Here is a 19,952-nt window from a genome sequence, read left to right on the forward strand (position 1 = left end):
CGTCGACGGAGGAGCGCCAGGTGGTTCGACAGGTTCGCGAGGTCATGACCGACCAGCCCCTCGGGGTGGGCCCGGGCACCACGGTGCAGCAGGTCGCCACCGTGATGCGGGACGAGAACATCCGCGCCGTGCTGGTGCTCGAGGGCAGCCGGCTGCGCGGGCTGGTCACCGACCGCGACCTGACCGTGCGCATCCTCGCCGACGGCGGCGACGTGACCGGCCGGACCGTGGCCGAGGCGTGCGGCAGCGAGCTGGTCACGGTCGCCCCCGACGACGACGTCGACCGGGCGGTGCATCTGATGCGCTCCAAGGAACTGCGTCGGCTGCCGGTCGTCGACGACGGTCAGCCGGTCGGCATCATCGCGCTGGGTGATCTGGTCGCCGAACGCGACCCCGCTTCCGCTCCGGGTCGCACCGGCGCCGCCGATCCCGGCGCATGACGGAGTCATCCCGGTCGCCGGGGCGCGAGACGGTTCGTCCCGCTCGGCTGCGCGGCTCCGCACCGCGCCGGCCTCTTCTCCGCGCCCGGCATCCGTACGAACGAGGCCGCCCCTCGGCCCCGGCTCCTCGTTCGCGTGGCGCCGGAGTGCCCTGGAGCCGTGATCGGCCGGGCAGCCGGTCGGTGACCCGGGTCCCCGGGTCCTCGGGCACGGGGATCGGGCACCGGCGTACCGAGTTCGCCGCCCCGGACGGCCCGGGAGTCCACGTCCTCGGGTTTCGTCCGCCGTGGGCCCCTCCACTCCTGGCGGGAACACCGGCCGGGATGTCCCGCCTCACCGCGTGCGGACGATGCGCGCTCCACCCCGGACGCCGGCGCCCGGGCCCGACCGGACACGCCCCGCATCGGACCGGGGCACGCCCACGGACGTCCTCGCACGTGACCTTCGCCGCCGCAGGACCGATACTGCCGACAGCGGCACTCCACCCGGACCCCGCCCGAGCACGCACCCGACCCGGCACCCCGTCACCGAGGCCGTCATCGAGTCGGCACCCGTACCGCCACAGCCCGCTCCCAGCCGCCGCGGACCGCCAGGACCAGAACCATCCCCATCAACTCTGACCAGCAAAAACGCAGGTTGACAGCCCGCCTGCCAAGCTCTCTAGGAGATACCCATGAAGATGCTCATCAACGTCCCGGAGACCGTGGTCGCGGACGCGTTGCGGGGGATGGCGGCGGCCCATCCCGAGCTGGCGGTGGACGTGGAGAACCGGGTGATCGTGCGCAAGGACGCGCCCGTGGCGGGGAAGGTGGGCCTGGTGTCCGGCGGGGGGTCGGGGCACGAGCCGCTGCACGGCGGGTTCGTGGGGCCGGGGATGCTGTCGGCGGCCTGTCCCGGCGAGGTGTTCACCTCCCCGGTGCCCGACCAGATGGTGCGGGCCGCGGCGGCCGTGGACAGCGGGGCCGGCGTGCTGTTCATCGTGAAGAACTACACCGGTGACGTGCTCAACTTCGACATGGCCGCCGAGCTGGCCGAGGACGAGGGCATCCAGGTCGCGAAGGTGCTGGTCGACGACGACGTGGCGGTGACCGACAGCCTGTACACGGCCGGCCGGAGGGGCACGGGGGCGACCCTGTTCGTGGAGAAGATCGCGGGCGCGGCCGCGGACGAGGGGCAGCCGCTGGAGCGGGTGGCGGCGATCGCCCGGCAGGTGAACGAGAACTCCCGCAGCTTCGGTGTGGCGCTGAGCGCCTGCACCACGCCGGCCAAGGGCAGCCCCACTTTCGACCTTCCCTCCGGCGAGCTGGAGTTGGGCGTCGGCATCCACGGCGAGCCGGGCCGGGAGCGGCGGCCGATGATGACGTCCGGCGAGATCGCCGAGGTCGCCCTCGACGCGATCCTGGAGGACCTCACGCCGCGCAACCCCGTCCTGGTCCTGGTCAACGGCATGGGCGCCACCCCGCTGCTGGAGCTGTACGGCTTCAACGCCGAGGTGCAGCGGGTGCTCGGCGAACGCGGGGTCCCCGTGGCCCGTGTCCTGGTCGGCAACTACGTCACCTCCCTCGACATGGCGGGCGCCTCGGTCACCCTGTGCCAGGTCGACGAGGAACTGCTGCGGCTGTGGGACGCGCCGGTGCGGACTCCGGGACTGCGCTGGGGCATGTGAGGCACGCCGGTGCCATGGTTCGGTTCAGGAGTACCTACCACGCAAGGAGTTCCCGTGCTCGACGCCGACTTCTTCCGCCGTTGGATGACGATCACCGCCGCGTCCGTGGACCGCGAGGCGGAGCGGCTCACCGCGCTCGACTCGCCGATCGGGGACGCGGATCACGGCAGTAATCTCCAGCGCGGGTTCCGGGCGGTGAGGGACACGCTGGAGAAGGAGCCGCCCACCACGCCCGGGGCGGTGCTGGTCCAGGCCGGGCGGCTGCTCATCTCGACGGTGGGCGGCGCCTCCGGTCCGCTGTACGGGACGCTGCTGCGCCGCACCGGCAAGGCGCTCGGGGAAGCCGTCGAGGTGGACGAGCGGCAACTGGCCGAGGCACTGCGCGCCGGAGTGGACGCGGTGCGGCAGCTCGGTGGCGCCGCACCGGGCGACAAGACGATGATCGACGCCCTGGTGCCCGCGGTGGACGCCCTCGGCGACTCCTTCGCCGCCGCGAGCGACGCCGCCGAGGAGGGCGCCGTGGCGACGACGCCGTTGCTGGCGCGCAAGGGCAGGGCCAGTTATCTGGGTGAGCGCAGCATCGGACACCAGGATCCGGGGGCCACGTCGTCGGCGCTGCTGATCGCCGGGCTCGTGGCGGCCGCGGCGGACACGGAGGCCGGCGATGAGTGACGAGAAGCTGGTGGGGATCGTGCTGGTGTCGCACAGCGCGGCGGTGGCCGCGTCGGTGGCGGAGCTGGCGCAGGGTCTGGCGGGCGCCGGCGGAACGGTTCCCGTCGCACCGGCGGGCGGCACCGAGGACGGCGGGCTCGGCACGAGCGCCGAGCTGATCGCCGCGGCGGCCGCGTCCGTCGACCGCGGGGCGGGGGTGGCCGTGCTGACCGACCTGGGCAGCGCGGTGCTCACCGTGAAGACGCTGCTCGCCGAGGGCGACGAACTCCCTGAGCGGACCAGGCTGGTGGACGCGCCGTTCGTGGAGGGCGCGGTGGCCGCGGTGGTCACGGCCTCCACGGGGGCGGACCTGGCTGCGGTGGAGACGGCGGCCGCCGAGGCCTACACGTACCGGAAGGTGTGAGGAGGGCGGCGGCGCCCGGCCGGTTCAGTCGTCGGCGTCCACGAACCGCCGGGCCAGCCGCTCCCCCGCCGCCACCGCGGCCCGGTGGTCCTCGACGGGGGTCACCCGGCTGTTCTCGAACACGATGTAGGTGACGCCGGAGGGCGCGCCGCCGACGAGCGGGTCGGGGTCGATGCCGAGCGACTCGGCCGTGGCGTAGGAGGCCTCGCCGATGATGTCGGCGGGGCCGGTGTCGCCGACGACCGCGTACCGCACCCGGTCGCGGTACACCACCGCCACCACCGATCCGCCGCGCACGCCGTGGGACCGGTGGTCCCACACGGCGCTGGGCGCGGGCACCACCACGTAGGGGGTCTCCTCGGAGCTCAGCGGGCGGCCGTCGGACCGGGTGAAGGCCGTGGAGGCGGAGAAGTACGGGTCGGTGCGGGCGTTGCAGCGGGGGCCGGGGCTGCCGTCGCAGTCGATGTCCATGTCGGCCTTCCAGAACACGGCGCCGCGGGTTCCGCACACCGGGACGGTGGCCTCGGCGCCGTGGTCCTCGCGGTAGCGGCCGTGGGAGACGGGGGCGCAGGTGCGCACCTTGGCCAGCAGGTCGGCGGCGGAGACGGGGTCCGTGCTCCGCACGGGCGGTTCGGTACGCGCCTCGGCCGGCGGGTCCACGGCGGGCACCGGGTCCGTGCTCCGCACGAGCTGTTCGGTACGCGCCTCGGCCGGCGGGTCCACGGCGGGCACCGGGTCCGTGCTCCGTACGACCGGTTCGGTACGGGGCTGGGGCGCGGTGGTGGGGGGAGGCGAGGGGGTCAGCAGGGCGACACCCACCATGGCCAGGGTGAGCGACTGGACACGGGACACGATCAAGGGGGGCCTCTCGTCGGGGTCACGGGCGCACACTCACGGGAACTTTGCACCATTTCGTCCCGATACGGCGGCGCGACGGCTCCGTCAGGACCGGACAGCGCACGATCGCACCAGCGACCGCGACCGGGGGCCGGGGCCCGGGACCGGATCGACCCGGGCCGTCCGGCCGCCCGCGCCGGCGCGGCGTCCGCGACGACAGCGATCCGCGCCACGGGTCCGAACTCCCCTTCCCCGAGGGGAGGTTCGACCCGTTCGGGCTTCAGCATACGTAACGCGCGCGAGCGCTCCCGCACCCCCACCCTCTTGATGTGACCGCGTCACCCTGGTCATATGGGTACGGACCATTCTCCGAGCGTTCCCGCGTGCCGCCCCGGGAGGCAGAGTCGTGCGTGGCGTTCCCCCAGCCGTGTCCCCGCGTCGCCTTCTCGCGCTCGGCGGGGCCCTCCTGCTGCTCGCCTCCTGCCGATGGGGAGGACCGGACGACGGCGCCCGTGGTGAACGGCCGCCCGGAGCACCGACCGGTGTGACGGCCGAGGCGGGCAGCGCCACCAGCGTGCACGTCATGTGGAACACGGTCGCCGGCACCGAGGTGAGCCACTATGAGGTGTACCGGGGCACCACAAAGGTGAAAGAAGTGCCCGGTGCCGAACACATGGTGGACGTCACCCGACTCCGGCCCGCGACCACCTATGTGTTCACGGTGCGGGCCCGGGACGCGGGCGGACGGCTCGGGCCGCGCAGCCGGGAGGTCCGGGCGACGACACCCGGGGCGACCACGGCCGACGACACCGTTCCCACCCGCCCGGCGGAGCTTCACGGGCGGGCTGCCGGGAGCCGGGCGGCCCAGTTGTCGTGGTCCGCCGCGAGGGACGACCGGGGTGTGGTGTCGTACGACGTCTACCAGGGCGGAACGAAGATCCACAGTGTGGGCGGGAACCAGACGGCCACCGTGGTGACGGGACTGCGGCCGGGCACCCGCTACTCCTTCACGGTCCGGGCCCGGGACGCGGCCGACAACCTCTCCCCCGCCGGCGCCACCGTCCGCCTCACCACCGCGGGCGGCGCGGACGGCCCGACCGGCGCTCCCACCGGTTTCCGGGCCACGAGCGAGTGGTCCGACGGCGCCCACCACATCGTCCTCCACTGGGTGCCGCCGCGCGTCGACGGGGTGATCACCGAGTACGAGGTGCACCTGGACGGCCGTGTCGCCACCTCGCTCGTCTACGGCGGTGACGCCCCGCGCGACCGGGCGACGTACCGCTTCCACGCCGGCCGGGAGGCCGGGGTCGCCCACCGGGTGCGGATCCGGGCGATGCTGCCGGACGGGACCTGGGGCGGCTTCTCGGCGGAGCGCACGGTGACGACGGGCGCCGGACGCCGACCCGGCCCCGGGGTCGGCCGCCCGTAGGAAGCCGTCACCTGCCCGGATGCCGCCGGAGTGCGCGCCGGCCCGGCGCCCCGTTGGCTTGCCTCGTGGCAGCACGGGCGCTCCCCGACCTAGGCGGCACAAGGGATGTACCGCCGGCCGTGCCGCCGGAAGGCAGTCGACATGCGCAACTCGAAGCCACTGCTCCGTTCCGGTCCGGCCGCGGCTGCCGCCGCCGCGCTCGCGCTGGCCCTGGCCGGGCCGGCCGCGGCGGCCGGGATCTCCGTCAGCACCACCGGGTCGACGGTCTCGGTGAGCACCGGTGCGTGCACCCAGGTCAACGGCCACTGGGGCACCGCCTCCCTGCTCGGCAGCGGCCAGACGAGCTTCTCGCAGGGCCGTCAGGTGGCTTTGTCGGGGAGCGGTTCGGGACAGTCCGCCGCCTGGTCCGACGTCGGTCCGGGCACGTACACGGTGATCGTGATCTGCTCGAACGGCAGCACCGCGGGCACGCAGTCCGTCGTCGTCTCCACGGCTCCCGCCCCGTCGGCCTCGCCGACCGCCTCGCCGTCCCTCGGGGTGATGGGCGGCGTCGGCGGCAGCTCGACGGACTACGGCACGATCACGCTGGTGGCGGGCGGCGCACTGGTCGGCACGGGGATCGCCGCCACGGCCTGGTACCTGCGCCGCCGCAAGGCCCCGCGCCACTTCTAGCGGTGTCGTCCGGATCGGGTCGGCTCCGGGAAACGGCGCCGTGCGGCCGCGCCGAGCGGTGCCGGGCCCCGCGGCCCCGGCAGGATCCGGACGACACCCCTTGGACCCGGCGCCGGCCGCCGGCACGCCCGAAGCGCCCCGGGCGGGCGGCCGGCGTCGACCCGTCGCGGTGTCACGCCTTGCGTGCGGCGGGGCTCTCGGGTCCGCCGGCGTCCGGCAGCCGGGCGAACTCCGCCAGCGCGTGGTCGAGCCACTGGGTCCAGAAGGTCTCCAGGTCGATGCCGGCGCGCAGCACCAGATGCCGCAGCCGGTCCTCCGGTCCGTCCGTGCCCGGCGGGAAGTCGCGCCGCTCGATCTCCCGGTACTCCGCCAACTGGCGCTCGTGCAGCTCCCGGTGGCGCCGCAGATCGGCCGCCAGGCCCGCGGTGCCGACCACGGCCGCCGCCCTCAGCCGCAGCAGCATCGCGTCGCGGTGCGGCTTGGGGTCCTGGGACGCGGAGGTCCAGCGGGCCAGTTCCGCGCGCCCCGCCGGCAGGACCTCGTACGCCTTCTTCTGCCCCCGGGCCGGCTGCTCGGAGGGGAGGACCCGGATCAGGCCCTCGGCCTCCAGTCTCCCCAGCTCGCGATAGATCTGCTGGTGCGTCGCGGACCAGAAGTAGCCGATCGACCGGTCGAACCGGCGGGTCAGCTCCAGCCCCGACGACGGCTTCTCGAGCAGGGCGGTGAGGATCGCGTGCGGGAGTGACATGGGCTCATCCTAGGGACGGGCCGCGCCCGGCCTACAGCGCCGCCGCCAGCTCGGTGCCCTGCTTGATGGCGCGCTTGGCGTCCAGTTCGGCGGCCACGTCGGCGCCGCCGATCAGATGGACGGGCCGGCCGGCGGCGACCAGTTCCTCGTACAGGTCGCGGCGCGGCTCCTGGCCGGTGCACAGGACGACCGTGTCGACCTCCAGGACGGTGCTCTCGCCGTCGACGGTGACGTGCAGTCCGGCGTCGTCGATCCGGTCGTAGCGCACGCCCGGGACCATGGTGACGCCGCGGTGCCTGAGTTCGGCGCGGTGGATCCAGCCGGTGGTCCTGCCGAGGCCGGCGCCGACCTTGGAGGCCTTGCGCTGCAACAGGTGGACGGTGCGCGGCGGGGCGGGCCGCTCGGGCGCGGCGAGGCCGCCGGGGGCGCGGTAGTCGAGGTCGACGCCCCAGTGGCGGAAGTACGTCTCGGGGTTCTCGTGCGCCTTGTCGCCGCCGTCGGTGAGGAACTCGGCGACGTCGAAGCCGATGCCGCCCGCACCGAGGATCGCGACCCGGTCGCCGACGGGGGCGCCGTCGCGGAGCACGTCGAGGTAGCCGAGGACGCTTTCGTGGTCGACGCCGGGGATGTCGGGGACGCGCGGGGTGACGCCGGTGGCGACGACGACCTCGTCGTGGTCGGCCACGTCCCCGGCGGTGACGCGCGTGTCGAGGCGTACGTCGACGGCCAGTTCGGCGAGACGGGTGCGGAAGTAGCGCAGGGTCTCGTCGAACTCCTGCTTGCCGGGGACCTTGCGGGCCACGTTGAGCTGGCCGCCGATCTCGCTCGCGGCGTCGAACAGGGTGACGTGGTGGCCGCGTTCGGCGGCGCTGACCGCGCAGGCGAGGCCGGCCGGGCCGGCGCCGACGACCGCGACGCGCTTGCGGCGGCGGGTCGGGGACAGCACGAGCTCGGTCTCGTGGCAGGCGCGCGGGTTGACCAGGCAGGAGGTGATCTGCCCGCTGAAGGTGTGGTCGAGGCAGGCCTGGTTGCAGCCGATGCAGGTGTTGATCGCCTCGGGGCGGCCGTCGGCGGCCTTGGCGACGAAGTCGGGGTCGGCGAGCATCGGGCGGGCCATCGACACCATGTCCGCGCAGCCCTCGGCGAGCAACTGCTCGGCGAGTTCGGGGGTGTTGATGCGGTTGGTGGTGACCAGCGGGACCGTCACCTCGCCCATGAGGCGCTTGGTCACCCAGGTGTACGCGCCGCGGGGCACGGAGGTGGCGATGGTGGGGATGCGGGCCTCGTGCCAGCCGATGCCGGTGTTGATGATCGTCGCCCCGGCGGCCTCGACGGCCTTGGCGAGGGCGACCACCTCGTCCAGGGTGGAGCCGCCGGGCACGAGGTCGAGCATGGAGAGCCGGTAGACGACGATGAAGTCCTCGCCGACCGCCTCGCGCACCCGGCGGACGATCTCGACGGGGAAGCGCGTGCGGTTCTCGTAGGAGCCGCCCCAGCGGTCGGTGCGGTGGTTGGTCTGCGTGGCGATGAACTCGTTGATCAGGTAACCCTCGGAGCCCATGATCTCGACGCCGTCGTAGCCGGCCCGCCGGGCGAGGCGGGCGGCGCGGGCGTAGTCGTCGACGGTGCGCTCGACCTCGGCGTCGGTCAGTTCGCGGGGCGGGAAGGGGCTGATCGGCGCCTGGACGGGGCTGGGGGCGACCAGGTCCCGGTGGTAGGCGTACCGGCCGAAGTGCAGGATCTGCATCGCGATGCGCCCGCCCTCGCGGTGCACCGCGTCGGTGACGGTCCGGTGCTGGTCCGCCTCGGCCTCGGTGGTGAGCTTCGCGCCGCCCTCGTAGGGCCGCCCCTCGTCGTTGGGGGCGATGCCGCCGGTGACGATGAGGCCGACCCCGCCGCGGGCGCGGGCGGCGTAGAACTCGGCCATGCGGGAGAAACCGCCCTCGGCCTCCTCCAGGCCCACGTGCATGGAGCCCATGAGGACCCGGTTGGGCAGGGTGGTGAAGCCCAGGTCGAGGGGGGTCAGCAGGTGGGGGTAACGGCTCATCGGGCCCTCCGTGCGCGGTGTCGTGCCTGTAGTTGTAAGGCACGCGCACCACCTTATGCAACTAGTTGCATAAGAGAGGGAGGGCACATCGGGCCGGGAACGTCACCGGCTCTCGAGACGTACGTGCAGTTCCTCCTCCTGGTCGCCGGGGACCGTGCTCAGGTCGTGCACCGTGAACAGGGAGTCCAGGGTCGTGCGGAACCGGTCGATCGCCCAGTAGCCGCCCTGCAGGTCGGCGTCGACCGACGAGGCCAGCCGGGCCTCGGGCCGGGCGCCCTCGTGCGCGTCGGCGACGTCGAAGGTGCCGAGCCACACCGTCGGGCGGGTCTCGGAGAACTCCTCCGGTACGTCGTCGGAGCACCGGTCGGACGTGAAGCACGCGCACAGCGTGTCGAACACGATCCGGGCGTCGTCCTTGCTGCATCCGCTGATCTCGACCGAGACGGATTCCGGGTGCGGTCGCTCGCTGCCCATCGTGATCGCTCCTCTCGTGGCCCACGCCGTCCCCGCCCCCACCCAGCAAAGCACCCCGCGTCGAAGAGCACTACTCGCGCACCGCTGCCGCGGTGACGGCTTCGCGAGGCGCTCGGCCCGATGGCGGGAGAAGCTGGCACCGGACGGCAGGAACGGCGGAAAATGGGCCTCGCGCGGTAGGACGAGGGAGGTCGGCGCGGTGCGGACGTGCCGTGGGAATCGGTGAAGGCGGGGCGTGCGATGAATGCAGCGGGGTCACCCCCGGCCGACGGCGACGAGCCGGTGCGCGGGCCGGTGCGTCCCAGCGGGCTGCTCGACGTGCTGCGGGTGGCCTCGGTGGTGCTGGACGCCGAGGGGCGGATCGTGCTGTGGAGCCCCCAGGCCGAGGAGTTGTTCGGGTACGACGCCCAGGAGGCGCTGGGCCGGTACGCCGCCCGGATCATGGTGCACGAGCAGCACCTGGACCTCGTGGTGAAGCTGTTCGCCGACGTCATGCGCACCGGACGGAGCTGGGCCGGGGCCTTCCCCATCCGGCGCAAGGACGGCAGCACCCGGTTGGTGGAGTTCCGCAACATGCGGCTGCTGGACGACCGGGGGGACGTCTACGCCCTCGGTCTCGCGGTGGACCGGTCGACGGCGCGCCGGCTGGAACAGGACGTGGCCCTGTCCACCCGGATCGTCGCCCAGTCCCCCCTGGGACTGGCCGTGCTGGACAGCGGTCTGCGCTACGTCTCGGTGAATCCGGCGCTGGAGCGGATGAACGGCGTCCCGGCCGAGGAGCATCTGGGCCGCGGGGTCCGGGACGTGCTGCCGCTGCTGGACGCCGAGGCGTTCGAGGCCGCCGCGCGCGAGGTCCTCGACACCGGCCGGCCCGTCGTCGACCGGTCCATGACCGGCCGCACCCCGGCCGATCCGGACGAGGACCACGTCTGGTCGTACTCGCTGTACCGCCTGGAGAACGTGCTCGGCACGGTGCTGGGCGTGGCCGTGTCGGTGGTGGACGTCACCGAGCAGTACCGGGCGAACGCCGAGGCCGAGACCGCACGGCGGCGGCTCGCCGTGATCGCCGACGCCACCACCCGGATCGGCACCACCCTGGACCTGGAGCGTACGGCCGGCGAGCTCGCCGACGTGGCCGTGCCGGAGCTGGCCGACGCGGCGGCGGTGGATCTGCTGGACGCGGTGGTGCGGGGCCACCGCAGCATCCTCGGCCCCACCGAGCCGGCGGTGATCCGGGCGCTGGCGGTGCGCGGGGTGGACGCGGCCGAGGTGCTGGCGGCGGCCGACCCGCCGGGCCGGGTGACCCGGTACGCGCCGGACCGGCTGATCACCGAGTGCGTGCGCACCGGAACGCCGGTGATGGTGCCGCAGGTGAAGGACGAGGACCTGGCGCGGATCGCCCGCTCCCCGGAGGCGGCCGCGCTGCTGGCGCGGGCGGGTGTCCACTCGTACCTGGCCGTGCCGCTGATCGCGCGCGGGGAGGTGCTGGGCGCCCTCGACCTCATGCGCATGCGCAACCCGGCGCCGTTCGACGAGGACGATCTGCTGCTCGCGCGGGAGCTGGCCTCCCGCGCGGCCGTGCAGATCGACAACGCCCGCTGGTACCAGAACGCCCGTGACACCGCCCTCACCCTGCAGCGCAGTCTGCTGCCGAGCCACCCACCCGTCACGGGCGGCCTCGAGGTCGCCTCCCGCTACCAGCCGGCGGGCGCCACCAGCGAGGTCGGCGGCGACTGGTTCGACGTGATCCCGCTGGAGGACGGCAGGACGGCCCTCGTCGTGGGGGACGTGATGGGCAGCGGCATCCCCGCGGCGGCCGCCATGGGCCGGCTGCGCACGGCGACCCACACCCTCGCCTCCCTCGGCCTCGATCCGGCCGTCCTCCTGGAGCACCTGGACCGGATCACCGACGGCCTGGACCAGGCGATCGCCACCTGTGTCTACGCCGTCCACGATCCCCGCGAGCGGCGCTGCGCGATCGCCAACGCCGGGCACCTGCCGCCGGCCCGGGTGCGGGCCGGCCACGCCCCCGAACTGCTCGACCTGCCCACCGGCGTGCCGCTGGGGGTGGGCGGGGTCGCCTTCTCCACGACCACCGTCGAGCTGGAGCCGGGCGACCTGCTGGTGCTCTACACCGACGGTCTCGTCGAGACGCGCCGGGATCCGCTGGACGAGCGCCTGGACCGGCTGCTGGCCCTGCTGGACCACCCCGGCGACTCCCTGGAGGAGGTCTGCGACCTGCTCCTGCGCACCCTGCACGAGCCCGACAACGTCGACGACGTGGCCCTGCTCATCGCCCGTGCGACGGCGCCGGCCCCCTGAGCGGTCCGCTCAGGGCGCCGGCGCCCTGAGCGGTCCTACGACGGTCGCACCCCGATCACGACATGGGCGTACCACTCGTCGGAGGCGGCCAGGCGGGTCCGCAGACCGGCGGCGGTGAAGGCGTCGACGGCGGCGGGGGCCTGCCGGCTGCTGGTCTCCACCAGCAGGCAGCCGCCCGGCGCGAGCCATCCGGGCGCCCCGGCGGCGACCCTGCGCAGCACGTCGAGGCCGTCCGCGCCGCCGTCGAGCGCGACCAGGGGCTCGTGGTCGCGGGCCTCCGGGGGCAGCAGGCCGATCTCGTCGCTGGGCACGTACGGCACATTGGCCGCGAGGATGTCGACGCGGCCCCGCAGCGTGCCGGGGAGCGCCTCGAACAGGTCGCCGGTGTGGACCCGTCCGCCGAGCGCGGCGACGTTGCGGCGGGCGCAGCGCACGGCGGCCGGGTCGATGTCGGCGGCGTGCAGTTCGACCGCGCCGAGGGCGGCGGCCAGGGCCGCGCCGACGGCGCCGGAGCCGCAGCACAGGTCCACGACGACGGACGCGTCCGGCGCCTGGGCGATCGCCTGTTCGACGAGGAACTCGGTGCGGCGGCGGGGCACGAAGACACCGGGTTCCACGCTGACGCGCCGGCCGTGGAACTCGGCCCAGCCGACGACGAGTTCGAGGGGCAGTCCGGCCGCCCGGCGCTCGACCATCGGGGCGATGTCCTGGGGGGTGGGCGCGGCGGCGAGGATCAACTCGGCCTCGTCCTCGGCGAAGACGCAACCGGCGGCGCGGAGGGCGGTCACGACGGCGTCCCGGGACGGGGACGGCGGGACGGCGGAGGGGGACGGGAACGGCATGTGCGGCAAGAGCCTGAGCCTTTCGGGAGCCGAAGGGCGCTCTCGCGGTCACCTACTGCCGGTGGTCCGCGTCGCTTCGAGGTGAGAGCACCCGACCTGACACAGCGGTAATGGGTCTCACCTCCTGGATGTCCTACGGCTGGAGGGGGTCGCAGCCGGACGGCCACATTACCCGACGATCACCGCCGCCGTACGGTGCTTTCGGAATCCGGGACCGCGGAGGGGGGTGCGCACGGGCGCACGCGGCCGGGGCCGGAGGGCCGGCCGGCGCGGAGTGACGGTCTTCGCCCGCCGCGCCCGCGCGCCGGCCGGGCGTACGCGCCCCGAGCCGGCCCCGGCTGTCGTGCACACCGCTCGGGCGGCCGGCGACGAGCGGCGGTCGTCGGGCCGTCGCCCCGGTCGCCCCCTGCGCGCCGGACGGGCCGGCGGTGAGCCGCCGGGCGAACCGGAGCGCCGCGACGCGTGGTCCGGCTCCCGCGCGGACCGGCCCCCGGGGACCGTGACCGGCCTGACCGGCCTGACCGGCCCGGCGCCGCGTCGGCCGCGGACACCCCGTACGGTTGGGCACGGAAACGCTTGAGCACCAGTCGCAACGGAAATCGCCGATCACGTGAACATCACCCGAGGCTTCACCGGCCGTCCTCGCGTGCACAACCCCGGGCTGCCGCCGGGTCAGTACGACGCGGGCGACGAATGGCCCGTCCTGTCCGCCGAGGTCACGCCCGACCTCACGCCCGCCGACTGGACCTTCCGGATCGACGGGCTGGTGGCGGAGCCCCGCACCTGGGACTGGGAGCAGGCGCACGCGCTGCCGGCCTCGGCGTACGAGGGGGCCATCCACTGTGTGACGAGCTGGTCGAAGTTCGGGGTGCGGTTCGGCGGCGTCTCGCTGGACGCGTTTCTCCATATGGTCCGGCCCCATGGGTCGGCCACACATGTGGTCGCGTATGCGCACACCGGCTACACCACCAGCCTGCCGCTCGCGGATGTGACCGGCGGCCGGGCCTGGATCGCCTGGGAGTACGACGGGCGCCCGCTGCCCCCCGAGCACGGCGGTCCGGCGCGGCTGATCGTGCCGCACCTGTACTTCTGGAAGAGCGCCAAGTGGATCGCGGGACTGCGGCTCCTCGACCACGACGAGCCGGGCTTCTGGGAGGGCAACGGCTACCACGCGCGCGGCAATCCCTGGGAGGAGCAGCGGTACTCCGGTGACTGAGCGGACGACACCGATGACACGGACATCACCGGGCGCGCCGGAGCGCTTCGCCCCGCCGACGCGGTTCGCGGTGCCCGGACGGATCGGCGTGAGCGAGCGGACCGCGTCCGTGTGGCGGACGGCGACCCTGACGGAGATCCGCCGCGAGACCCCGCGGGCGACGACCTTCCGGTTCGCGGTGCCCGGCTGGCCGGGGCACGTGCCCGGCCAGCACCTGCTGCTGCGGCTGACCGCCGAGGACGGCTACGTGGCCCAGCGCCACTACTCGATCGCGTCGGCGCCGGACGACTCCGGGCACCTCGAGCTGACGCTGGACCGTGTCGAGGGCGGCGAGGTCTCGGGCTGGTTCCACACGGTGGCCCGCCCCGGCGACCGGGTCGAGCTGCGCGGCCCGCTCAGCGGCTTCTTCGCCTGGCCGGGCGACCGGCCCGCGCTGCTGGTGGGCGCCGGCTCCGGTGTGGTCCCGCTGATGTCGATGGTGCGGCACCACCGGGCCCGGGACATGAGACTGCCGCTGCGGCTGCTGGTGTCGGCGCGCGGGCCCGAGGACCTGATCTACGCACGTGAGTACGGCGCGGAGACCACTCCGGTGTTCACGCGCAGCGCCCCGGAGGGTGTGCCCGTGGGACGTATGGCGGCCGCACATGTGGTGCCGCTCCTGGCGAAGCAGCCTCCTGGTGGGTGGGAGGCCTATGTATGCGGCTCCAACTCCTTTGCGGAGCACGCCTCCAGGCTGTTGGTGGCGGCCGGTCAGCCCGTGGAGCGGATCCGTATCGAGCGCTTCGGCTGACCGGGGCGCCCCGCTCGTCCGGTCCTGGACGCCGCCGTGCCGACGACGGCCCGCCACCCGGGCTCCGTCGTCGAGCGGTTCCGGGACCTGCCCGCCGGCCGGCGTGAGCACGGCGTCCTGGACGAGGACGCCGCCCGGTTCCCCCCGGCTGCGTCACACGGCCCCGAACCGTCCGGGCCGCTGCGGCTGCCGCGCCACCGTCCCGGCGGACGGGGCGCGCGCACCGCGCATCCCGGACACGGTCGGGCTCGGCGACGGGGAGGGTGCGGAGAACCGACCGCGGCCGCCGGGACGGCGGTCCCGGACCGCCCGCGCCCCGGCCGAGGACTCGTCGTGGCGCCGCGGGCGGTTCCCCTGGCGGGCCGCGGGCCCGGCGGGGTCAGCGGGTCAGGGCGACGAGGGTGGCGTCCAGGTCGGTGGCCGCGGGCCGGTTGTGGGGGAGCTTGGCGAGGATCTTGGCCATGCCGCAGGTGTCGGTCAGGGCGGAGAAGACCAGGCCGCCGGCGACGCCCGCGGACAGCAGGCGCGCCGCGCTCCGGCGCTGTCCGGCCAGGAGACCGGCCAGGACCAGGGACCCGGCGGCGAGGCGGACCTGGCGCTCCATCGCCCAGGGGGCGCGAGCACCGGCCGGACGGTGGGTGTCGTGGCCGAGCCGGGTCCATGCGGTGGTGCCGCCGGTGAGGGTGGCGGCGGGGACGCCCTGCTCGGCCAGGCGCCGGCAGGCGGTGGCGGAGCGGGCGCCGGAGGCGCACACGACGAGGAGGTCGCCACGGCCGGCGACGGTCCTCAGGGCGGGCAGGGCCGCGTCCAGGTGGTCGAGGGGGACGTTGTGGGCGCCGGGCAGGTGACCGGAGGCGTATTCGCCGGGGGTGCGGACGTCGATGACGGTCAGCTCGTGGAGACGGGCGTGGGCCTGCTCGGCGGTGAGGGCCGTGAGGGTGGTGCTGGATGCCACGGAGGATTTTCCTTTGCTCTGTTGGGGTTACCCCTTCGGCAGGATACCGGAGGGGGTATCCCGACGGGAAAGTGCGCGGTGGTGGGGCCGGCGACGGCGGCCCCGGAGCCGAAGAGCGTGCTCGACCGGCTGCGCCGGGCGCGGGGCCGGATCGCGGGGATCATCAGGACGATCGAGGAGGGGCGGGACCGCGAGGACGTGATCACGCGGCTCGCCCCGGTCCCCCGGGCGCTGGACCGGGCCGGTTTCGCGGTCATCGCGACGGGGCTGCGGCACCGCATGGCCCAGGAGGGGCAGGTGGACGGCGACCGGGACCGGGTGCGCGCCCGGCCGGAGAAGCTGTTCCTGTCGCGGGTCCGAGCACCGGCCCGGGTGGCGTCTCATGTCACCGCGTCGGCGAGCATGAAGGCGGCCACGGCCAGCAGGAGGATCGCGAAGACGCGTTGCAGGCGGGGTCCGGAGACCTTCGCGGCGAGGCGTTTGCCGTCCCAGGCGCCCAGGACGGCGGCGGCGATGAAGGGGCCGACGACCGTCCAGTCGAGGGAGACGGCGGCGCTCGAGCGGGTGGCGAGCGAGGCCAGGGAGTTGGCCGTGATGACCAGCAGGCTGGTGCCGACGGCGGCCCGCATCTCGAAGGCCAGGACGGTGACCAGGGCGGGCACGGCCAGGAAGCCGCCGCCCACGCCCAGCAGCCCGGTCAGCGCGCCCAGCCCCGCGCCGGCCCCGGCGGCCCGGCCGGGCCGCACCGCGCGGCCCTCGGCCCCGGCCGGGGCGGCGGGCTTGAGCATCCTCAGCGCGGCCAGGGCCGCGACGAGCGCGAAGGCGAGGGTGAGGACGGCCTGGGGCAGGTGTGCGGCGGCTGCTCCCGCCAGCGCGGCCGGCAGCAGGCCCGCCGCGGCGAACGCCGCCCCCGCCCTCCAGCGCACGTGCCCGGCCCGGGCGTGGGCGTACAGGGCGGTCAGCGAGGTCACGGTGACGATGACGAGGCTCGCGGTGGTGGCCGCGGCGGGAGTGAAACCGAGCAGGTAGATCAGGGCGGGGACGGCCAGGACACTGCCGCCGCCACCCAGCGCGCCGAGCGCCAGACCGACCACGGCCCCCGCCACCAGGGCCAGGACCAGCGCGCTCACGCGATCCGACCGCCCTGCCCGCGCTCGTCGACGACCGGCAGGCCGGCCTTCGCCCAGGCGTTCATGCCGCCGGTGACGTCGACGGCGTCCACGCCGCGGGAGGCCAAGAGCTTGGCGGCCTGCTGCGAGCGGTGCCCGGAGCGGCAGATCGCCACCACCGGCCGGCCCTGGGCGTCCGGCGGCAGGGCGGCTCCGGCCAGCAGCCGGGTCAGGGGCAGGTGGACGGCGCCGGGCACGTGCCCGGCCTTCCACTCCGGTGCTTCACGGACGTCGAGCAGCACGGCGGTGCCGTCGTCGGTGCGGGTGCGGGCCTGGTCGGGGGTGAGGCGGCCGGTGCCGCGACGGAAGAGGAACATGGCGGTGCCTTCACTGGGTGAGTGGGTGGTTCAGGCGCGGGTGATGTCCAGGCCCGCGTCCGTGGCGGCGTCGAAGCCGTCGTCGACCGCGACGACCCGTCGCCCGGCGGCGTCCAGCAGGGAGGCGGCGATCGCCGCGCGCATCCCGCCCGCGCAGTGCACCCACACGGTTCCGGACGGCACCTCGTCGAGGCGGCCGTGCAGCTCGTGGATCGGGATGTGCACCGACCCCTCGACGTGTCCCGCGGCGCGTTCGAAGTCGCGGCGCACGTCCAGCACCACCACCTCCTCGCCGCGTCCGCGCACCTCGGCGAGGTCGGCGAAGCGGGCCCGCGGGAAGGAGGCGGGCTCCTCGCCCTCGCGGACCCAGGCGGCCGGGCCGCCGGTGGCGGCGGCGGCCGGGCGGTCGATGCCGACCCGGGCCAGCTCCCGCTGCGCGTCGGCGATCCGCTCCGGGGTGTCGGCGAGCAGGGTGACGGGCTTGCCCCACGGGATCAGCCAGGCCAGGTAGGTGGCGAGCTTGCCCTCGCCCTCGAAGTTGAACGACCCGGCCACATGCCCCTCGGCGAAGGCCGTACGGCTGCGCAGGTCCACCACCCACTCGCCCGCGGCCAGCCGGGCGGCGATCTCCTCGGCGTCCGCACGCCCCGGCGGGGTGAGGTCGACCGGTGCGGGACCGGCGGCGTTGACCGGGCCCATGTGCGCGTAGTACGCGGGCACGTCGTCCAGCCCCGCGAGCATCTCGGCGACGAAGGTGTCCACGTCCAGGGTCAGCGCGTCGTTGTTCTTGCGCTCCCGGCCGATCGTGGTCGCGTCCCCCTCGGCCTGCGAGGAGGAGCAGAAGCTGCCGAAGCCGTGGGTGGGCAGCACCGGCACCTCGTCGTCCAGCTCGTCGGCGAGACGGTGGGCCGAGGCGTGCTGGGCGCGGGCGAGCCGCTCGGTCAGCCGCGGCTCGACCAGGTCGGGGCGGCCGACGGTGCCGATCAGCAACGACCCGCCGGTGAACGCCGCCGCACCGCGCCCGTCCTCCTCCAGGACGTAGGAGGTGTGGTGCGGGGTGTGCCCGGGGGTGGCGAGCGCGCGCAGCACCAGGCCCTCGTCCACCGTCACGGTGTCGCCGTCGGCGACCGGGGTGCGGGCGAAGGAGACATGGGCCGCGGCCGGCACCAGGTAGGAGGCGCCGGTCAGCCGGGCGAGCTCCAGGCCGCCGGTGACGTAGTCGTTGTGCACATGGGTCTCCGCCACATACGCGATGCGCACCCCGCGCTTCGCCGCGGCGGCGATCACCTGGTCGATGTCACGCGGCGGGTCGACGGCCACCGCCGAACGGGGTCCGCCGACCAGATAGCTGCGGTTGCCCAGACCCTCGAATTCCAGGGTGTCGACGAAGAACACGACTGCGACTCCTCTCGAACGGTTTACCCCCCGGGGTATTGAACACTCACTTTAACAGCAATACCCATGGGGGTATTCCGCCGGCGGAGGGCACCCCGCCCGAGGCGCCGCCCGACGCTCCGCGAGTACCCGCGCCCCACGGCCGCACCGTCCGCCCCGCCGCCGATCCCGCCGCCGAACGCACTGCGGCGCCCGAGCCGGCGCTTCCTGCGGACGGCTTCGACAGCAATCGCTTTCCACGCTCGCCACCTGGGACTTTCCCCGGAACCTCTGGCAATGGCGCAGGTGATCCACGTACGGTGTCCTCGCTTCGCACTGTCTCTTCACGAAGGCGGTCCCTGATGGCCCTGTTCGACCTCCCCCTCGACGAACTGCGCGAGTACCGCAGCACGTCCACCGCGCCCGAGGATTTCGACGCGTTCTGGTCCAAGACGCTCGAGGAGGCACGCGCGTACGACCTGGACGCCCGTTTCGAGCCGGTCGACACGGGACTGTCCACGGTGCGGGTCTTCGACGTGACGTTCGCCGGGTTCGGCGGTCACCCCGTCAAGGGCTGGCTGACTCTGCCCGCCGACGCCGAGGCCCCGCTGCCGCTGGTGGTGGAGTTCATCGGTTACGGCGGCGGCCGCGGGCTGCCGCACGAGCACCTGCTGTGGGCGTCCACGGGCCGGGCGCACTTCGTGATGGACACCCGGGGCCAGGGCAGCGCCTGGGGCGCCGGCGGCGGCACGGCGGACCCGGTGGGCGGCGCCCCCGCCTACCCCGGCTTCATGACGCGCGGCATCGACGCCCCCGAGAACTACTACTACCGCCGGGTGTTCACGGACGCCGTACGCGCGGTGGAGGCGGCACGGTCGCACCCGCTGACCGACGCGAGCCGCACGGTGGCCGTGGGCGCCAGCCAGGGCGGAGGCATCACCATCGCGGTCGGCGGTCTGGTCCCGGACCTGGCCGGCATCGCACCGGACGTGCCGTTCCTCTGCGACTTCCCTCGCGCGACCACGCTCACCGACCGGCAGCCGTACCGGGAGATCGGCTCCTACCTCAAGACGCACCGCGGCCGCTTCGAGGACGCGCTGCGCACGCTGTCCTACTTCGACGGCGTGCACTTCGCCGCCCGCGGCAACGCGCCCGCACTGTTCTCGGCGGCCCTGGAGGACCAGACCTGCCCGCCCTCGACGGTGTTCGGGGCCTTCAACGCCTGGACGCACGACGACAAGGCGATCGAGGTGTACGACTTCAACGACCACGAGGGCGGGGGCGCGTTCCAGGAGGCGGCCAAGCTGCGCTGGATGCGCTCGTACATCTGAGGGAACCGTACGGTTCCGGCCGAACCGCCGGAGGATCGCGACGGAGTAGCTCGGCGAACTGCCCGACGAAACGATTCCGCCGGACGAACGCCTCCCGGCGAGCGGCGGTCGGCCGAGCACTTCGAGGGCAGCGGGGCAGCGGGGCAGCGGGGCAGCGGGGCAGCGGGGCAGCGGGGCAGCGGGGCAGCGGGGAGACCGTACGGCAGGCGCCGCGGCCGCTGCGCCGTGACGGGCCGGTCGTCACCGGT

19 protein-coding genes and 1 pseudogene are annotated in these 19,952 nt (G+C 74.5%); 11 read left to right on the plus strand and 9 right to left on the minus strand.

Annotated elements, in window-relative coordinates:
- The first annotated feature begins 20 nt into the window (after positions 1-20).
- The 4 genes from ADK41_RS17545 (at position 21) to dhaM (ending at position 3,181) form a co-directional block, all read left to right on the plus strand.
- Entirely contained in the window at positions 21-440 is a 420-nt protein-coding gene (locus ADK41_RS17545; RefSeq protein WP_030830127.1) for a CBS domain-containing protein, read from the plus strand.
- 673 nt (positions 441-1,113) lie between these two features.
- Positions 1,114-2,106: a dihydroxyacetone kinase subunit DhaK gene (gene dhaK, locus ADK41_RS17550; protein ID WP_030830116.1), complete on the plus strand. Its 993-nt coding sequence runs from the start codon at positions 1,114-1,116 to the stop codon at positions 2,104-2,106.
- 54 nt (positions 2,107-2,160) lie between these two features.
- Complete coding sequence (dhaL, locus tag ADK41_RS17555) at positions 2,161-2,778, plus strand: dihydroxyacetone kinase subunit DhaL (RefSeq protein WP_030830113.1); 618 nt, start codon at positions 2,161-2,163, stop codon at positions 2,776-2,778.
- A complete protein-coding gene (gene dhaM / locus ADK41_RS17560) occupies positions 2,771-3,181 on the plus strand; it encodes a dihydroxyacetone kinase phosphoryl donor subunit DhaM (RefSeq protein WP_030830111.1) in 411 nt (136 codons plus the stop codon). The genes dhaL and dhaM overlap by 8 nt, the downstream gene beginning before the upstream one ends.
- 24 nt (positions 3,182-3,205) lie before the next feature.
- On the opposite strand, the gene ADK41_RS17565 is transcribed toward dhaM, so the two are convergent.
- Positions 3,206-4,033 carry a glycoside hydrolase family 75 protein gene (locus ADK41_RS17565; RefSeq protein WP_030830108.1) on the minus strand — a complete coding sequence of 276 codons (828 nt, stop codon included), beginning with the start codon at positions 4,031-4,033 and terminating at the stop codon, positions 3,206-3,208.
- 391 nt (positions 4,034-4,424) lie between these two features.
- Here ADK41_RS17565 and ADK41_RS17570 point away from each other — a divergent pair, with 391 nt between their 5' ends.
- Positions 4,425-5,447 (plus strand): fibronectin type III domain-containing protein, encoded by a 1,023-nt coding sequence (locus tag ADK41_RS17570; protein WP_037804616.1) that lies wholly within the window; start codon positions 4,425-4,427, stop codon positions 5,445-5,447.
- 141 nt (positions 5,448-5,588) lie between these two features.
- Positions 5,589-6,119, plus strand: a complete 531-nt coding sequence (locus ADK41_RS17575) for a hypothetical protein (protein ID WP_030830104.1) — start codon at positions 5,589-5,591, stop codon at positions 6,117-6,119.
- 172 nt (positions 6,120-6,291) lie between these two features.
- On the opposite strand, the gene ADK41_RS17580 is transcribed toward ADK41_RS17575, so the two are convergent.
- The 3 genes from ADK41_RS17580 to ADK41_RS17590 form a co-directional block, all read right to left on the minus strand.
- Positions 6,292-6,867 (minus strand): PadR family transcriptional regulator, encoded by a 576-nt coding sequence (locus ADK41_RS17580; RefSeq protein ID WP_030830102.1) that lies wholly within the window; start codon positions 6,865-6,867, stop codon positions 6,292-6,294.
- A gap of 31 nt (positions 6,868-6,898) precedes the next feature.
- A complete protein-coding gene (locus tag ADK41_RS17585) occupies positions 6,899-8,914 on the minus strand; it encodes an FAD-dependent oxidoreductase (protein WP_030830099.1) in 2,016 nt (671 codons plus the stop codon).
- 102 nt (positions 8,915-9,016) lie between these two features.
- Positions 9,017-9,388, minus strand: a complete 372-nt coding sequence (locus ADK41_RS17590) for a hypothetical protein (protein ID WP_030830097.1) — start codon at positions 9,386-9,388, stop codon at positions 9,017-9,019.
- A gap of 240 nt (positions 9,389-9,628) precedes the next feature.
- Between ADK41_RS17590 and ADK41_RS17595 the strand changes: the two genes are divergently transcribed.
- A complete protein-coding gene (locus ADK41_RS17595) occupies positions 9,629-11,710 on the plus strand; it encodes a SpoIIE family protein phosphatase (RefSeq protein WP_030830094.1) in 2,082 nt (693 codons plus the stop codon).
- Between the two features lie 35 nt (positions 11,711-11,745).
- Here the strand turns inward: ADK41_RS17595 and ADK41_RS17600 are convergent, their stop codons facing one another.
- Positions 11,746-12,552, minus strand: a complete 807-nt coding sequence (locus ADK41_RS17600; protein ID WP_030830091.1) for a putative protein N(5)-glutamine methyltransferase — start codon at positions 12,550-12,552, stop codon at positions 11,746-11,748.
- Between the two features lie 610 nt (positions 12,553-13,162).
- Here ADK41_RS17600 and ADK41_RS17605 point away from each other — a divergent pair.
- Positions 13,163-13,768, plus strand: a complete 606-nt coding sequence (locus ADK41_RS17605) for a sulfite oxidase-like oxidoreductase (protein ID WP_030830089.1) — start codon at positions 13,163-13,165, stop codon at positions 13,766-13,768.
- A 13-nt stretch (positions 13,769-13,781) separates the two neighbouring features.
- On the plus strand, positions 13,782-14,558 hold the full coding sequence (locus ADK41_RS17610; RefSeq protein WP_030830086.1) for a ferredoxin reductase: 777 nt from the start codon (positions 13,782-13,784) through the stop codon (positions 14,556-14,558).
- A gap of 379 nt (positions 14,559-14,937) precedes the next feature.
- Here the strand turns inward: ADK41_RS17610 and ADK41_RS17615 are convergent, their stop codons facing one another.
- Positions 14,938-15,513 carry a rhodanese-like domain-containing protein gene (locus ADK41_RS17615; RefSeq protein ID WP_030830082.1) on the minus strand — a complete coding sequence of 192 codons (576 nt, stop codon included), beginning with the start codon at positions 15,511-15,513 and terminating at the stop codon, positions 14,938-14,940.
- Positions 15,514-15,591: 78 nt separating this feature from the next.
- Between ADK41_RS17615 and ADK41_RS39430 the strand changes: the two are divergent.
- Positions 15,592-15,864: pseudogene (locus ADK41_RS39430) on the plus strand (metal-sensitive transcriptional regulator); the annotation flags it as partial.
- Positions 15,865-15,893: 29 nt separating this feature from the next.
- On the opposite strand, the gene ADK41_RS17620 reads toward ADK41_RS39430, so the two are convergent.
- The 3 genes from ADK41_RS17620 to ADK41_RS17630 are packed head-to-tail and all read right to left on the minus strand — an operon-like array spanning position 15,894 to position 18,394.
- The gene (locus ADK41_RS17620) at positions 15,894-16,643 is read right to left on the minus strand and encodes a sulfite exporter TauE/SafE family protein (protein WP_030830079.1); all 750 of its coding nucleotides are present in this window, start codon (positions 16,641-16,643) and stop codon (positions 15,894-15,896) included.
- Complete coding sequence (locus tag ADK41_RS17625) at positions 16,640-16,999, minus strand: rhodanese-like domain-containing protein (protein WP_030830076.1); 360 nt, start codon at positions 16,997-16,999, stop codon at positions 16,640-16,642. The genes ADK41_RS17620 and ADK41_RS17625 overlap by 4 nt, the downstream gene beginning before the upstream one ends.
- A gap of 30 nt (positions 17,000-17,029) precedes the next feature.
- Positions 17,030-18,394, minus strand: a complete 1,365-nt coding sequence (locus tag ADK41_RS17630) for an MBL fold metallo-hydrolase (protein WP_030830073.1) — start codon at positions 18,392-18,394, stop codon at positions 17,030-17,032.
- A gap of 341 nt (positions 18,395-18,735) precedes the next feature.
- On the opposite strand from ADK41_RS17630, the gene ADK41_RS17635 reads away from it, so the two are divergent.
- Positions 18,736-19,704, plus strand: a complete 969-nt coding sequence (locus ADK41_RS17635) for an acetylxylan esterase (protein ID WP_030830070.1) — start codon at positions 18,736-18,738, stop codon at positions 19,702-19,704.
- Positions 19,705-19,952: the final 248 nt, after the last annotated feature.

This window comes from Streptomyces caelestis (genome assembly GCF_001279005.1).
GTDB lineage: Bacteria > Actinomycetota > Actinomycetes > Streptomycetales > Streptomycetaceae > Streptomyces > Streptomyces heliomycini.

Coding starts and splice junctions, on each gene's coding strand:
- dhaK (WP_030830116.1), top strand. CDS start 1,114: ATGAAGATGCTCATCAACGTCCCGGAGACCGTGGTCGCGGACGCGTTG.
- dhaM (WP_030830111.1), top strand. CDS start 2,771: ATGAGTGACGAGAAGCTGGTGGGGATCGTGCTGGTGTCGCACAGCGCG.
- ADK41_RS17575 (WP_030830104.1), top strand. CDS start 5,589: ATGCGCAACTCGAAGCCACTGCTCCGTTCCGGTCCGGCCGCGGCTGCC.
- ADK41_RS17580 (WP_030830102.1), bottom strand. CDS start 6,867: ATGTCACTCCCGCACGCGATCCTCACCGCCCTGCTCGAGAAGCCGTCG.
- ADK41_RS17585 (WP_030830099.1), bottom strand. CDS start 8,914: ATGAGCCGTTACCCCCACCTGCTGACCCCCCTCGACCTGGGCTTCACC.
- ADK41_RS17590 (WP_030830097.1), bottom strand. CDS start 9,388: ATGGGCAGCGAGCGACCGCACCCGGAATCCGTCTCGGTCGAGATCAGC.
- ADK41_RS17595 (WP_030830094.1), top strand. CDS start 9,629: ATGAATGCAGCGGGGTCACCCCCGGCCGACGGCGACGAGCCGGTGCGC.
- ADK41_RS17600 (WP_030830091.1), bottom strand. CDS start 12,552: ATGCCGTTCCCGTCCCCCTCCGCCGTCCCGCCGTCCCCGTCCCGGGAC.
- ADK41_RS17610 (WP_030830086.1), top strand. CDS start 13,782: ATGACACGGACATCACCGGGCGCGCCGGAGCGCTTCGCCCCGCCGACG.
- ADK41_RS17625 (WP_030830076.1), bottom strand. CDS start 16,999: ATGTTCCTCTTCCGTCGCGGCACCGGCCGCCTCACCCCCGACCAGGCC.
- ADK41_RS17635 (WP_030830070.1), top strand. CDS start 18,736: ATGGCCCTGTTCGACCTCCCCCTCGACGAACTGCGCGAGTACCGCAGC.